Origin of the sequence: Enterobacter sp. RHBSTW-00175 (assembly GCF_013927005.1) — a bacterium.
In the GTDB taxonomy this organism is placed as follows: domain Bacteria; phylum Pseudomonadota; class Gammaproteobacteria; order Enterobacterales; family Enterobacteriaceae; genus Enterobacter.
In genome coordinates, this window is record NZ_CP055930.1 from 4,325,609 (window position 1) to 4,337,762 (window position 12,154).

Here is a 12,154-nt window from a genome sequence, read left to right on the forward strand (position 1 = left end):
GGCAAAGTAATTAACATCATGATTTTCAATATGAATAATGAGAAAAGTAACCAAATTGTTTTATAAAATAAAACTTGTTTTGGGATCGTTCTTATTCAAAAAATGAAATAAGAAAACGTTGCTATGTTATTTGAGCCTTTTTATAATTTATTACCTTTCTCTGGACGCCTTGTCATTGATCCTCAAGAAAGTTTCCGGGACCGAGATGGTCTCTTTTTTTGTTGTACGGACTCCTTAATAAAATGAAGCTTTTGAAGACAGTACCCGCTGCACTGATGCTGGCGGGTGGCGTGTTTGCGTCAATGAATGCGACCGCCGATGATACCGTTTTTACTGTCATGGACGATCCCACCACGGCGCAAAAGCCCTTTGAAGGTAACCTGAACGCCGGATATTTGGCGCAATCCGGTAACACGAAAAGTTCTTCGCTGACGGCGGACAGCACGCTGACCTGGTACGGCAGCAACACGGCCTGGTCCTTGTGGGGTAACGCCAGCAACACCTCCGCTAACGACGAACGCTCTTCCGAAAAATACGCAGTAGGTGGACGTAGCCGTTACAATATGACCGATTTCGACTACCTGTTTGGCCAGGCAAGCTGGTTAACCGACCGTTACAACGGCTATCGCCAGCGTGATATATTCACCGCAGGTTATGGTCGCCAGTTCCTGAACGGGCCTGTTCACAGCTTCCGTTTTGAATTCGGTCCAGGCGTACGTTATGACGAGTACACTGACGGCGATACCAAAACCCAACCGTTAGGCTACGCGTCTGGTACTTATGCCTGGCAGATGACCGACAACACCAAATTTACTCAGGGTGTTTCTGTATTCGGTGCCGATGATACAACGCTAAACTCCGAAACGGCGCTGAATGTCGCAATCAATGAACACTTTGGTTTAAAAGTGGCTTACAACGTGACCTGGAACTCTTCGCCTCCAGATACTGCACCGGATCATACCGACCGCAGAACCACGATTTCTCTGGGCTACAAAATGTAATTTCCACGGGCCGAAATATTATCGGCCCGTTTTTTTATTTTTGCGAACTGTGCTATTTTATATTGAACAGTGTTTTAAAATATTTATTCGGCTGATATCTCCATAATTTCTCCATAATGACTCCCTTCGTATTACATTCATTTTATTTGACACGAATTGATAAATAAATCGACTAGGCAAAAGTGTGATCCAGATCTACACTAATAAGACAGGCAAAATTCCGCCTTAAGTCGTTTTGAATTAATTCAGTAAGAGAACAATGATTATGAAAAAAATCAAAACTGCCGCAGCAGCAATGGTGCTTTCTGCACTTTCCTTTGGCGTATTCGCTGCTGATGAAGTTACTCCACCTGCCAGTAACACCAATACCCAGGTCGGCATTGCTAAAGCTTCTGACGTTGAGGCTGGCTCTAACATTGCCCCAGGCTCACAATCTACTGGTCAATCAATGAATGACGCTTTTGATGTGCATAAACTGGTTGCAGGTGAGTGGTCCTGATACGTTCCTTGTCGCGTTGTTATTGAAAGTAAACCAATAAATCAACCCGTCAAAAACCGGATTGTGTTGTACCGGTTTTTTTACGGTTCAGAATGATGTAAAGATAATTAAAATTTATTCATTACCTGTATTTCGTATTCGCAAAAAAACCTTCACCGAAATGTATTATTCGGTAAAGGCATTTCGCTTATCTAATTCCATGACGATCGTTTTAGCCCCAGATCATTGCCGCCCAGCGCAACAGTAACATCGCACCGCAGATAGCAATTAACACCAGCACCATTTTCCAGTGTTTCACGGCAAATCGTTTTGTTGGCATAACCTAATCCTTGTCTGTTGATAATGCCAGTGTACCAAAGAGAGCGGTGAAATGCGCATTATCCAGGGGATGAGGTTATGCCGCATCATACTGGTACGGTTCAGAACCAGTGGAATCTTTCGGCGAGAATCAACAATAAACCGGTGGCTGAAAGTATATTCAATATAACTACGGTTCTACTGGATACGTTCATGTTGTGCCCCTTAAGGTTTAAGGACCTGTTCAAGAATAGCTCAGCACGACTGTAATGCGAGCGCCAGGAAGCGACCCCGTGCAAACTCATGCGAAAGTACCAGGTACTTCTGTCTGCCACAGAGGGTGCATTCTCCCTTTTGTTAGTGTTAACATTGCAAGGCCTGCCGTAAATCCGCATTTGTCTGATTTCGTCAGGTGCATGATGACGAACCAATTTGACGATTGTTGGTCAGATGGTTTCGTAATCTACTGTTAAATAACGATTATTTTCTTTGTATATGCTCTTATGTGTGGGGCATCACTGCAAATAAGGATATAAAATGCCTGTAATTACTCTTCCTGATGGCAGCCAACGCCAATACGACCACGCTGTAAGCCCAATGGATGTGGCCCTGGACATCGGTCCTGGACTCGCGAAAGCGACCATTGCTGGCCGTGTAAATGGTGAGCTGGTTGATGCGTCTGATCTGATTGAACACGATGCGAAACTGTCAATCATCACTGCGAAAGACGAAGAAGGTCTGGAGATCATTCGTCACTCCTGTGCGCACCTGTTAGGTCATGCGATCAAGCAACTTTGGCCAAACACCAAAATGGCGATTGGCCCGGTTATCGACAACGGCTTCTACTATGACGTTGACCTTGACCACACCCTGACCCAGGAAGATATCGACGCGCTCGAAAAACGTATGCACGAGCTCGCTGAATCCAACTATGACGTCATTAAGAAGAAAGTCAGCTGGCACGAAGCGCGTGAAACCTTCGTGAAACGCGGCGAGAACTATAAAGTCTCTATTCTTGATGAAAACATCTCTCATGATGACAAGCCTGGCTTGTACCATCACGAAGAATACATCGACATGTGCCGTGGGCCGCACGTGCCGAACATGCGTTTCTGTCATCACTTCAAACTGATGAAGACAGCAGGCGCTTACTGGCGTGGCGACAGCAACAACAAGATGTTGCAGCGCATCTATGGTACCGCATGGGCAGATAAAAAAGCCCTGAGCGCCTACCTGCAACGCCTGGAAGAAGCCGCAAAACGCGACCACCGTAAAATCGGTAAGCAGCTTGACCTGTATCACATGCAGGAAGAAGCGCCGGGTATGGTGTTCTGGCATAACGATGGCTGGACTATTTTCCGTGAACTGGAAACTTTCGTGCGTTCCAAGCTGAAAGAATACCAGTACCAGGAAGTGAAAGGCCCGTTCATGATGGACCGTGTGCTGTGGGAAAAAACCGGCCACTGGGACAACTACAAAGATGCGATGTTCACCACCTCGTCTGAGAACCGTGAATACTGCATTAAGCCAATGAACTGTCCGGGTCACGTTCAGATCTTTAACCAGGGTCTGAAATCCTACCGCGATCTGCCGCTGCGTATGGCGGAATTCGGTAGCTGCCACCGTAACGAGCCATCAGGTGCGCTGCACGGTCTGATGCGTGTTCGTGGTTTTACTCAGGATGATGCGCATATCTTCTGTACGGAAGATCAGGTACGTGACGAAGTTAACGCCTGTATTCGTATGGTCTACGATATGTATAGCACCTTTGGCTTCGAGAAAATCGTCGTCAAACTCTCTACGCGTCCGGAAAAACGTATCGGTAGCGATGAGACATGGGATCGTGCAGAAGCGGACCTGGCCGTGGCGCTGGAAGAGAACGGTATTCCGTTCGAATATCAGCTTGGCGAAGGTGCCTTCTACGGCCCGAAAATTGAATTTACCCTGTATGACTGCCTCGATCGCGCATGGCAGTGCGGTACTGTACAGCTGGACTTCTCCCTGCCGCAGCGTTTAAGCGCCTCTTATGTTGGCGAAGACAACGAGCGTCAGGTACCGGTCATGATTCACCGTGCAATCCTCGGTTCTCTGGAGCGCTTCATCGGCATCCTTACCGAAGAGTTTGCTGGCTTCTTCCCAACCTGGCTTGCGCCAGTGCAGGTCGTAGTGATGAATATTACCGATTCTCAGGCTGATTACGTTAAAGAATTGACGCAGAAACTACAAAATGCGGGCATTCGCGTAAAAGCAGACTTGAGAAATGAGAAGATTGGCTTTAAAATCCGCGAGCACACTTTACGTCGTGTCCCGTATATGTTGGTCTGTGGTGATAAAGAGGTGGAAGCAGGCAAAGTTGCCGTTCGCACCCGCCGTGGTAAAGACCTGGGGAGCCTGGACGTAAGTGAAGTGATTGAGAAGCTGCAACAAGAGATTCGCAGCCGCAGTCTTCAACAACTGGAGGAATAAGGTATTAAAGGCGGAAAACGAGTTCAAACGGCACGTCCGAATCGTATCAATGGCGAGATTCGCGCCCAGGAAGTTCGCTTAACAGATCTGGAAGGTGAGCCACTGGGGATTGTGAGTCTGAGAGAAGCGATCGAAAAAGCTGAAGAAGCTGGAGTAGATTTAGTTGAAATCAGCCCTAACGCCGAACCGCCAGTTTGTCGTATTATGGACTACGGCAAGTTCCTTTATGAAAAGAGTAAGTCTTCTAAGGAACAGAAGAAAAAGCAAAAAGTTATCCAGGTTAAGGAAATTAAATTCCGTCCTGGTACCGACGATGGCGATTATCAGGTAAAACTCCGCAGCCTGATTCGCTTTCTGGAAGATGGCGATAAGGCCAAAATCACACTGCGTTTCCGCGGTCGTGAGATGGCCCACCAACAGATTGGTATGGAAGTGCTTAACCGCGTCCGTGACGATCTGAGTGAACTGGCAGTAGTCGAATCCTTCCCTACGAAGATCGAAGGCCGCCAGATGATCATGGTGCTCGCTCCTAAGAAGAAACAGTAAGGCCTTCAAGCAGCAAAATCTGTGGAGCCTTCGGGCCTCATAGGTTTTGCTCGCCTATGTTTCGTTTATTTAACAATGCGAAGTGGAAGTTATTAAGATGCCAAAAATTAAGACCGTACGCGGTGCTGCTAAGCGCTTCAAAAAAACCGGTGGTGGTGGATTTAAGCGTAAGCACGCAAACCTGCGTCATATTCTGACCAAAAAATCTACTAAACGTAAACGTCACCTGCGTCCAAAAGGCCTCGTGTCTAAAGGCGATCTGGGTCTGGTTATCGCGTGCCTGCCGTACGCATAAGCCGTTAACGTTTAATTTTTTTTACTAAGAATATAGATACAGGAGAGCTCACATGGCTCGCGTAAAACGTGGTGTAATTGCTCGTGCACGTCACAAAAAAATTCTGAAACAAGCTAAAGGCTACTACGGTGCGCGTTCACGCGTATACCGCGTTGCCTTCCAGGCTGTTATCAAGGCTGGTCAGTACGCTTACCGTGACCGTCGTCAACGTAAGCGTCAGTTCCGTCAACTGTGGATTGCGCGTATCAACGCAGCAGCACGTCAGAACGGTATTTCTTACAGCAAATTCATCAACGGCCTGAAAAAAGCCTCTGTTGAAATCGACCGTAAGATCCTGGCTGACATCGCAGTATTCGACAAAGTAGCGTTCACCGCTCTGGTCGAAAAAGCGAAAGCAGCACTGGCGTAAGCCAGTTGAGAGAGGGGGCTTTGCTCCCTCTTTTGTTTTAACCTTATCAGAACATTGACTTTTACCCGTCCAGGCTTTTCAATAAGGTCTTAACGGCTCTAAACCTATAAGGTAACGCAAGCATGAATGCTGCTATTTTCCGCTTCTTCTTTTACTTTAGCACCTGATATCAGGAGGCTAGCGCGTGAAAGATGAAACGAAAAACAGCGCCGAATAAGCCTCCTGATGGAGGCTTTTTTTGTGTCTAAATTCGAGAGATTAAGTCCACCAAATCGGTGTCTGCACCGACATAATGAGGAAAACCATGTCACATCTCGCAGAGCTGGTTGCCAGTGCAACGGCCGCCATTAACCAGGCCTCAGATGTTGCCGCGTTAGACAACGTCCGCGTCGAATATCTGGGTAAGAAAGGGCACCTGACCCTTCAAATGACTACCCTGCGTGAATTGCCAGCAGAAGAGCGTCCGGCAGCGGGTGCGGTGATTAACGAAGCTAAAGAGCAGGTACAGCAGGCACTGAATGCGCGTAAATCCGCGCTGGAAAATGCGGCACTGAACGCGCGTCTGGCTGAAGAAACCATCGATGTTTCACTGCCTGGTCGTCGTATTGAGAACGGCGGTCTGCACCCGGTTACCCGTACCATTGACCGTATTGAAAGTTTCTTCGGTGAGCTCGGCTTTACCGTGGCGACTGGCCCGGAAATCGAAGATGACTATCACAACTTCGATGCGCTGAACATTCCTGGCCATCATCCGGCACGCGCTGACCACGACACTTTCTGGTTCGATGCTACGCGTCTGTTGCGTACCCAGACTTCAGGCGTTCAGATCCGCACCATGAAAGATCAAGAGCCGCCAATTCGCATCATCGCGCCAGGCCGTGTTTATCGTAACGATTACGACCAGACGCACACCCCAATGTTCCACCAGATGGAAGGCCTGATCGTTGATAAAAACATCAGCTTTACCAACCTGAAAGGGACGCTGCACGACTTCCTGAATAACTTCTTTGAAGAAGATTTGCAGGTACGTTTCCGTCCGTCCTACTTCCCGTTCACCGAACCTTCTGCGGAAGTTGACGTGATGGGTAAAAACGGCAAATGGCTGGAAGTGCTGGGCTGCGGTATGGTGCACCCAAATGTTCTGCGTAATGTCGGCATTGATCCTGAAGTCTACTCTGGCTTTGCCTTCGGTATGGGCATGGAGCGTCTGACCATGCTGCGCTATGGCGTAACCGATTTGCGCGCATTTTTCGAAAACGATCTGCGTTTCCTCAAACAGTTTAAATAAGGGCAGGACAGAATAATGAAATTCAGTGAACTGTGGTTACGCGAATGGGTGAACACCTCTCTCGATAGCGAAGCGCTTTCCAACCAAATCACCATGGCAGGCCTGGAAGTTGACGGCGTTGAGCCAGTGTCAGGTGCCTTTAACGGTGTGGTTGTAGGGGAAGTGGTCGAATGTGGTCAGCATCCTAATGCAGACAAACTGCGCGTAACAAAAGTGAACGTGGGCGGCGAACGCCTGCTGGATATCGTCTGTGGCGCGCCAAACTGCCGTCAGGGGCTGAAGGTTGCTGTGGCAACTGTTGGTGCGGTACTGCCAGGTGATTTCAAAATCAAAGCCGCAAAACTGCGCGGTGAGCCGTCAGAAGGGATGCTGTGTTCTTTCTCTGAGCTGGGTATTTCCGACGATCACAACGGCATTATTGAGCTGCCGCTGGATGCGCCAATCGGTACTGATATTCGCGAATACCTGAAACTCGATGACAACACCATCGAAATCAGCGTGACTCCGAACCGTGCAGATTGCCTGGGTATTATCGGCGTAGCGCGCGATGTTGCTGTGCTGAACCAGACCGAACTGAATGCGCCAGAAATTGCCCCGGTTGCTGCCACCATCACCGACACTCTGCCGATTCAGGTTGAAGCCGCCGATGCGTGCCCGCGTTATCTGGGTCGTGTCGTGAAAGGCATTAATGTTAAAGCGCCAACCCCACTGTGGATGAAAGAGAAGCTGCGTCGTTGCGGCATTCGCTCCATTGATGCGGTTGTAGACGTAACTAACTACGTTCTGCTGGAGCTGGGCCAGCCAATGCACGCGTTCGATAAAGATCGTATCGAAGGCGGTATCGTTGTGCGTATGGCGAAAGAGGGCGAAACTCTGGTTCTGCTGGACGGCAGCGAAGCAAAACTGAACGCTGACACCCTGGTGATTGCGGATCATGGTAAAGCGCTGGCGATGGGCGGCATCTTCGGTGGCGAACATTCCGGTGTGAATGACGAAACGCAGAACGTGCTGCTGGAATGCGCCTTCTTCAGCCCGCTGTCTATCACGGGCCGTGCACGTCGCCATGGCCTGCATACCGACGCCTCTCACCGTTATGAGCGTGGTGTTGATCCGGCACTGCAATACAAGGCAATGGAGCGTGCAACGCGCCTGTTGATCGATATCTGTGGCGGCGATGCTGGCCCGGTTATTGATGTCACAAACGAAGCCACTCTGCCGAAACGCGCAACCATCACCCTGCGCCGCAGCAAGCTGGATCGTCTGATTGGCCACCATGTGGAAGATGCGCAGGTTAGCGAGATTCTTAAACGTCTGGGCTGCGACGTCACCGAAGGTCAGGACGAGTGGAAGGCTGTTGCGCCATCATGGCGTTTCGATATGGAAATCGAAGAAGACCTGGTGGAAGAAGTGGCGCGTGTTTACGGCTACAACAACATCCCAGACGCGCCGGTACAGGCTGGTCTGGTGATGGGCTCTCACCGTGAAGCCGACCTGTCCCTGAAGCGTGTGAAAACCATGCTCAACGACAAAGGTTACCAGGAAGTGATCACCTATAGCTTCGTTGATCCGAAGGTACAGCAGTGGATCCACCCGGCTCAGGAAGCGCTCATCCTGCCAAGCCCAATTTCAAGCGAAATGTCAGCGATGCGTCTGTCCTTGTGGACGGGTCTGCTCGGGACTATCGTTTATAACCAGAATCGTCAGCAAAACCGCGTGCGCATTTTCGAGAGTGGATTGCGCTTTGTACCAGATAATCAGGCAAATTTAGGCATCCGTCAGGATCTCATGCTGGCTGGCGCCATTAGCGGCAACCGCTATGAAGAACACTGGGACCTGGCAAAAGGGACGGTTGATTTCTACGATATGAAGGGCGATCTGGAAGCGATTCTCGATCTGACCGGTAAATTATCTGAAATTGAATTCCGTGCGGAATCCATCCCGGCCCTGCATCCAGGCCAGAGTGCTGCCATTTATTTAGATGGCAAACGCGTTGGTTTCATTGGTGTTGTTCACCCTGAGCTGGAGCGCAAACTGGATCTGAATGGCCGTACCATCGTGTTCGAGCTGGAGTGGAACCCGGTTGCAGACCGCGTCATTCCTCAGGCGCAGGATGTTTCACGCTTCCCGGCGAACCGCCGTGATATCGCGGTTGTGGTCGCTGAAAACGTTCCCGCAGCAGATATTTTGGTCGAATGTAAGAAAGTTGGCGTAAATCAGGTAGTTGGCGTAAACTTATTTGACGTGTACCGCGGCAAGGGCGTAGCAGAAGGTTTCAAGAGCCTCGCTATCAGCCTTATCCTTCAGGATACCAGCCGTACACTCGAAGAAGAGGAGATTGCCGCTACCGTCGCCAAATGTGTAGAGGCATTAAAAGAGCGATTCCAGGCCTCATTGAGGGATTGAACCTATGGCGCTTACAAAAGCTGAAATGTCAGAATATCTGTTTGATAAGCTTGGGCTTAGCAAACGGGATGCCAAAGAGTTGGTAGAGTTGTTTTTCGAAGAGATCCGTCGCGCTCTGGAAAACGGCGAGCAGGTAAAACTCTCCGGTTTTGGCAATTTTGATTTGCGAGACAAAAACCAACGTCCGGGCCGCAACCCGAAGACGGGGGAAGATATTCCCATTACAGCCCGCCGCGTGGTGACCTTCAGACCCGGCCAGAAGTTAAAAAGCCGTGTCGAAAACGCAACGCCCAAAGCAGAGTAATATGAACTAACTAAAAAGGCCGCATTCGCGGCCTTTTTTCTTTGCTCTCCTGTAAACCCACCGTAAAATCAATTACATCTCATCCTGATAAAATCATGTCTATGCCTGACTTCGCTCATCGCCAGCGCCAATACGACCTGCGCCGCTTGCTTGTTCTTGTGCTGCTGCTCCTTGTTGCCGCAGCCGTCAGCCTGTGCGCGGGCGACCGGTGGCTGGGGCCGGAAAGCTGGTTTGGCGCAGACGGGCAGCTATTTGTCTGGCAAATCCGTCTGCCGCGTACCCTGGCGGTGATCCTCGTTGGTGCGGCGCTGGCGCTCTGTGGCACCATGATGCAGGCTCTGTTTGAAAACCCGCTGGCGGAGCCGGGACTGCTGGGGGTATCGAATGGGGCCGGTGTTGGGCTGATTGCGGCGGTTATGCTGGGGGGCGGCGAGCTTTCTGCCTGGAGCGTTAGCCTGAGCGCCATTATCGGTGCGCTAATCATTACCGTGATACTCCTGCGCTTCGCAAGACGTCATCTATCGACCAGCCGTCTGTTGCTGGCAGGGGTTGCGCTGGGGATCATTTGCAGCGCGCTGATGACCTGGGCGGTCTACTTTTCCACCTCATTTGATTTACGCCAGCTAATGTACTGGATGATGGGCGGGTTTGGCGGTGTTGACTGGCGTCAGGGATGGCTGATGGTATTGCTTATCCCGGTGATAACCTGGGCGTGCTGCCAGGCGCAACCACTGAACATCCTTGCACTGGGCGAAACCTCTGCCCGTCAGCTCGGCATGTCGATGAACTTATGGCGCAATGTGCTGGTCATTGCCATTGGCTGGATGGTAGGGGTGAGTGTGGCGCTGGCCGGCGCGATTGGTTTTATTGGCCTTGTCATCCCGCACATGCTACGACTTTGTGGAGTCACGGACCATCGCACGTTACTCCCAAGCGCGGCCATAGCCGGTGCGGCGACGCTGCTGGTAGCTGACATTATCGCCAGGCTTGCACTGACTGCCGCTGAATTGCCAATTGGTGTGGTAACCGCCACGCTAGGCGCGCCAGTATTTATCTGGCTACTATTAAAGGCTGGTCGCTGAACTCATTGAAATATTTGAATATTATCCCGAATTGCAATGTGTCAGGGGCACTGTGGGGGCATTTCACTAAATTTTCTCGTTTAACATGCCTATTTGGTCATCGTTCATCTTTACGATCCATTTTGAATATACGGTGTAAACCATACGCGCATTTTTATGCCCCAACTGACTTGCAATGAACGATGGGTTTGCTCCAGCCGATAGTAACCAGCAGGCATAAGTATGGCGGGTGTGATAGGGGGTTCTATACCTTACTCCTGATTTTCGCATAGCCCCTGGCCATGTCTGGTTAATCGTGCTCTGAGAATAATGTCTGCTCAATTTCCCTTCTTCATAGTTGGGAACGAAGCAGAATCTAAGGCTTTGCTTTTCAACCTTTCCGCGCTCTCGGTGGTAGAAGTCGATTTCAGTGGGCAACTTGTCGCCTGTAAGCTCGTATTGCCTTGTTAACGCCTCCAGCGCCGGCTTAAGCAATTTCACCGTCCTGATCCCCGCCTTCGTTTTAGGTGGTCCAAATTTCTTCGTGAGAGTCATGGTACGCTTAACATGAACTTCACCAGTCGATAAATCGACATCCTCCCAGGCTAAACCTGTCAACTCGCCATGGCGTAAACCGGAATAAACGGCAAACGTCCAGAGGTTCAAATGCTGACCTTCCCAGTGCTTTGATAATTCCTGAAATTCTTCTTTCAGCAATGGATCCGGATCCAGTTCAGATGTCTTCAGACTTTTGATGTTCTCGAAAGGCTTGTGCTGGATGTAGTTGCTCTGTTGCGCGAAGCTGAGCATCCGGCATAGCTGCCCCATAAATGCGTTAACAGTTCTGACTGTACGTTGCCCATCAGCCCTTGCCTTAAATTCCCCCTCAAGCAATTTTTTTCGGTACAACAACATATCGTTCAGCTGTATATCCTCAAGAGAAGTATCCTCTCCGATAATCTTCGTGAAGAGGGTACTGACCGACCGGGTAATCATCATTGTTGCCGGACTAATCTCCACCTCTTTCACTGCGTGATATGCATCGCACAGCTCTTGAAAGGTTAAGACACTCTTGCTGGGCGTCGAAAACTTCTTAAGTGCTTTGCTCTCAGGAAAGCGTTCTTCGTATTTGAATGTTCCCAGCTGAATTTCGGCGCAGATTAATGCCCTAAGATTTCCTGCTTTCTTGATATTGGAGTTATTTACAGTCCAACCCTGCAAAACTTCCCGGCAGCGAATATTCTTGAACTTGAACGAAATCCTCAATTTACCGTTGTGTATTTCAACGCCGGTAGGAAAGCCTGCCATTACGCATCCTTAATGAAATGGTTTATTTTGGGGTAGTTATACCAGGCAAGGCCTTTTTCAGACTCGGTTCTGCCATCGGCTGTGACGTATTTAAAGTGAATGCCGTTAACCCAGGACTTGAGCCTGTAGCTCTTTATTTGCCCACTGGAGAGACCGGTTCTTTCGATGAGCTTGGCCTCAACAATCCACTCTTCATTAAAAATTACCTGTGCCATCGTTCACCTCAGGTAACCGACATCAGTATAAAGATGCCGGTTAATGACATTTGAAATATCGA

General features: G+C 49.7%; 15 protein-coding genes and 1 other annotated feature. Of the genes, 11 read left to right on the forward strand and 4 right to left on the reverse strand.

Annotation, left to right across the window (positions count from 1 at the left end; genetic code table 11):
* The first annotated feature begins 242 nt into the window (after positions 1 to 242).
* Complete coding sequence (locus HV107_RS20830; RefSeq protein ID WP_182060650.1) at positions 243 to 1,001, forward strand: YdiY family protein; 759 nt, start codon at positions 243 to 245, stop codon at positions 999 to 1,001.
* Positions 1,002 to 1,266: 265 nt separating this feature from the next.
* Positions 1,267 to 1,500, forward strand: a complete 234-nt coding sequence (locus HV107_RS20835) for a hypothetical protein (protein WP_166716884.1) — start codon at positions 1,267 to 1,269, stop codon at positions 1,498 to 1,500.
* A gap of 211 nt (positions 1,501 to 1,711) precedes the next feature.
* Here the strand turns inward: HV107_RS20835 and yniD are convergent, their stop codons facing one another.
* Positions 1,712 to 1,819, reverse strand: coding sequence for a small membrane protein YniD (gene yniD / locus HV107_RS20840; RefSeq protein ID WP_008500658.1), 108 nt, complete (start codon positions 1,817 to 1,819; stop codon positions 1,712 to 1,714).
* 100 nt (positions 1,820 to 1,919) lie between these two features.
* Positions 1,920 to 2,192, reverse strand: coding sequence for a stress response membrane protein YncL (gene yncL / locus HV107_RS27485; RefSeq protein ID WP_310649363.1), 273 nt, complete (start codon positions 2,190 to 2,192; stop codon positions 1,920 to 1,922).
* 142 nt (positions 2,193 to 2,334) lie between these two features.
* Between yncL and thrS the strand changes: the two genes are divergently transcribed.
* From thrS to btuC, 9 genes are all read left to right on the forward strand, one after another.
* Positions 2,335 to 4,263: a threonine--tRNA ligase gene (gene thrS, locus HV107_RS20850; protein ID WP_182060651.1), complete on the forward strand. Its 1,929-nt coding sequence runs from the start codon at positions 2,335 to 2,337 to the stop codon at positions 4,261 to 4,263.
* 3 nt (positions 4,264 to 4,266) lie between these two features.
* Entirely contained in the window at positions 4,267 to 4,809 is a 543-nt protein-coding gene (gene infC, locus HV107_RS20855) for a translation initiation factor IF-3 (protein WP_014069901.1), read from the forward strand.
* Positions 4,810 to 4,906: 97 nt separating this feature from the next.
* On the forward strand, positions 4,907 to 5,104 hold the full coding sequence (gene rpmI / locus HV107_RS20860) for a 50S ribosomal protein L35 (protein ID WP_003030583.1): 198 nt from the start codon (positions 4,907 to 4,909) through the stop codon (positions 5,102 to 5,104).
* 52 nt (positions 5,105 to 5,156) lie between these two features.
* Positions 5,157 to 5,513 (forward strand): 50S ribosomal protein L20, encoded by a 357-nt coding sequence (gene rplT, locus HV107_RS20865; protein WP_000124850.1) that lies wholly within the window; start codon positions 5,157 to 5,159, stop codon positions 5,511 to 5,513.
* Positions 5,514 to 5,630: 117 nt separating this feature from the next.
* Positions 5,631 to 5,755, forward strand: a sequence feature (Phe leader region).
* A complete protein-coding gene (gene pheM, locus HV107_RS20870; RefSeq protein ID WP_001386830.1) occupies positions 5,636 to 5,680 on the forward strand; it encodes a pheST operon leader peptide PheM in 45 nt (14 codons plus the stop codon). It overlaps the preceding feature by 45 nt.
* A 62-nt stretch (positions 5,756 to 5,817) precedes the next feature.
* The gene (pheS, locus tag HV107_RS20875) at positions 5,818 to 6,801 is read left to right on the forward strand and encodes a phenylalanine--tRNA ligase subunit alpha (protein ID WP_014069902.1); all 984 of its coding nucleotides are present in this window, start codon (positions 5,818 to 5,820) and stop codon (positions 6,799 to 6,801) included.
* A gap of 15 nt (positions 6,802 to 6,816) precedes the next feature.
* Positions 6,817 to 9,204: a phenylalanine--tRNA ligase subunit beta gene (pheT, locus tag HV107_RS20880; RefSeq protein ID WP_182060652.1), complete on the forward strand. Its 2,388-nt coding sequence runs from the start codon at positions 6,817 to 6,819 to the stop codon at positions 9,202 to 9,204.
* Positions 9,205 to 9,208: 4 nt separating this feature from the next.
* Positions 9,209 to 9,508 carry an integration host factor subunit alpha gene (gene ihfA / locus HV107_RS20885; RefSeq protein WP_003857805.1) on the forward strand — a complete coding sequence of 100 codons (300 nt, stop codon included), beginning with the start codon at positions 9,209 to 9,211 and terminating at the stop codon, positions 9,506 to 9,508.
* A 101-nt stretch (positions 9,509 to 9,609) separates the two neighbouring features.
* Positions 9,610 to 10,590 carry a vitamin B12 ABC transporter permease BtuC gene (btuC, locus tag HV107_RS20890; RefSeq protein WP_182063564.1) on the forward strand — a complete coding sequence of 327 codons (981 nt, stop codon included), beginning with the start codon at positions 9,610 to 9,612 and terminating at the stop codon, positions 10,588 to 10,590.
* A gap of 66 nt (positions 10,591 to 10,656) precedes the next feature.
* Here btuC and HV107_RS20895 read toward each other — a convergent pair whose 3' ends face one another.
* Entirely contained in the window at positions 10,657 to 11,877 is a 1,221-nt protein-coding gene (locus HV107_RS20895) for a site-specific integrase (protein WP_182060653.1), read from the reverse strand.
* The gene (xisR, locus tag HV107_RS20900) at positions 11,877 to 12,092 is read right to left on the reverse strand and encodes an excisionase family protein (RefSeq protein ID WP_182060654.1); all 216 of its coding nucleotides are present in this window, start codon (positions 12,090 to 12,092) and stop codon (positions 11,877 to 11,879) included. The genes HV107_RS20895 and xisR overlap by 1 nt, the downstream gene beginning before the upstream one ends.
* Between the last annotated feature and the right edge of the window lie 62 nt (positions 12,093 to 12,154).

Excerpts from the sequence above, each read along its gene's own strand:
- HV107_RS20895 (WP_182060653.1), bottom strand. The coding sequence starts at position 11,877 with ATGGCAGGCTTTCCTACCGGCGTTGAAATACACAACGGTAAATTGAGG.
- yncL (WP_310649363.1), bottom strand. The coding sequence starts at position 2,192 with ATGCGGATTTACGGCAGGCCTTGCAATGTTAACACTAACAAAAGGGAG.
- btuC (WP_182063564.1), top strand. The coding sequence starts at position 9,610 with ATGCCTGACTTCGCTCATCGCCAGCGCCAATACGACCTGCGCCGCTTG.
- HV107_RS20830 (WP_182060650.1), top strand. The coding sequence starts at position 243 with ATGAAGCTTTTGAAGACAGTACCCGCTGCACTGATGCTGGCGGGTGGC.
- ihfA (WP_003857805.1), top strand. The coding sequence starts at position 9,209 with ATGGCGCTTACAAAAGCTGAAATGTCAGAATATCTGTTTGATAAGCTT.
- yniD (WP_008500658.1), bottom strand. The coding sequence starts at position 1,819 with ATGCCAACAAAACGATTTGCCGTGAAACACTGGAAAATGGTGCTGGTG.
- pheS (WP_014069902.1), top strand. The coding sequence starts at position 5,818 with ATGTCACATCTCGCAGAGCTGGTTGCCAGTGCAACGGCCGCCATTAAC.
- HV107_RS20835 (WP_166716884.1), top strand. The coding sequence starts at position 1,267 with ATGAAAAAAATCAAAACTGCCGCAGCAGCAATGGTGCTTTCTGCACTT.
- xisR (WP_182060654.1), bottom strand. The coding sequence starts at position 12,092 with ATGGCACAGGTAATTTTTAATGAAGAGTGGATTGTTGAGGCCAAGCTC.
- thrS (WP_182060651.1), top strand. The coding sequence starts at position 2,335 with ATGCCTGTAATTACTCTTCCTGATGGCAGCCAACGCCAATACGACCAC.
- rplT (WP_000124850.1), top strand. The coding sequence starts at position 5,157 with ATGGCTCGCGTAAAACGTGGTGTAATTGCTCGTGCACGTCACAAAAAA.
- pheT (WP_182060652.1), top strand. The coding sequence starts at position 6,817 with ATGAAATTCAGTGAACTGTGGTTACGCGAATGGGTGAACACCTCTCTC.
- rpmI (WP_003030583.1), top strand. The coding sequence starts at position 4,907 with ATGCCAAAAATTAAGACCGTACGCGGTGCTGCTAAGCGCTTCAAAAAA.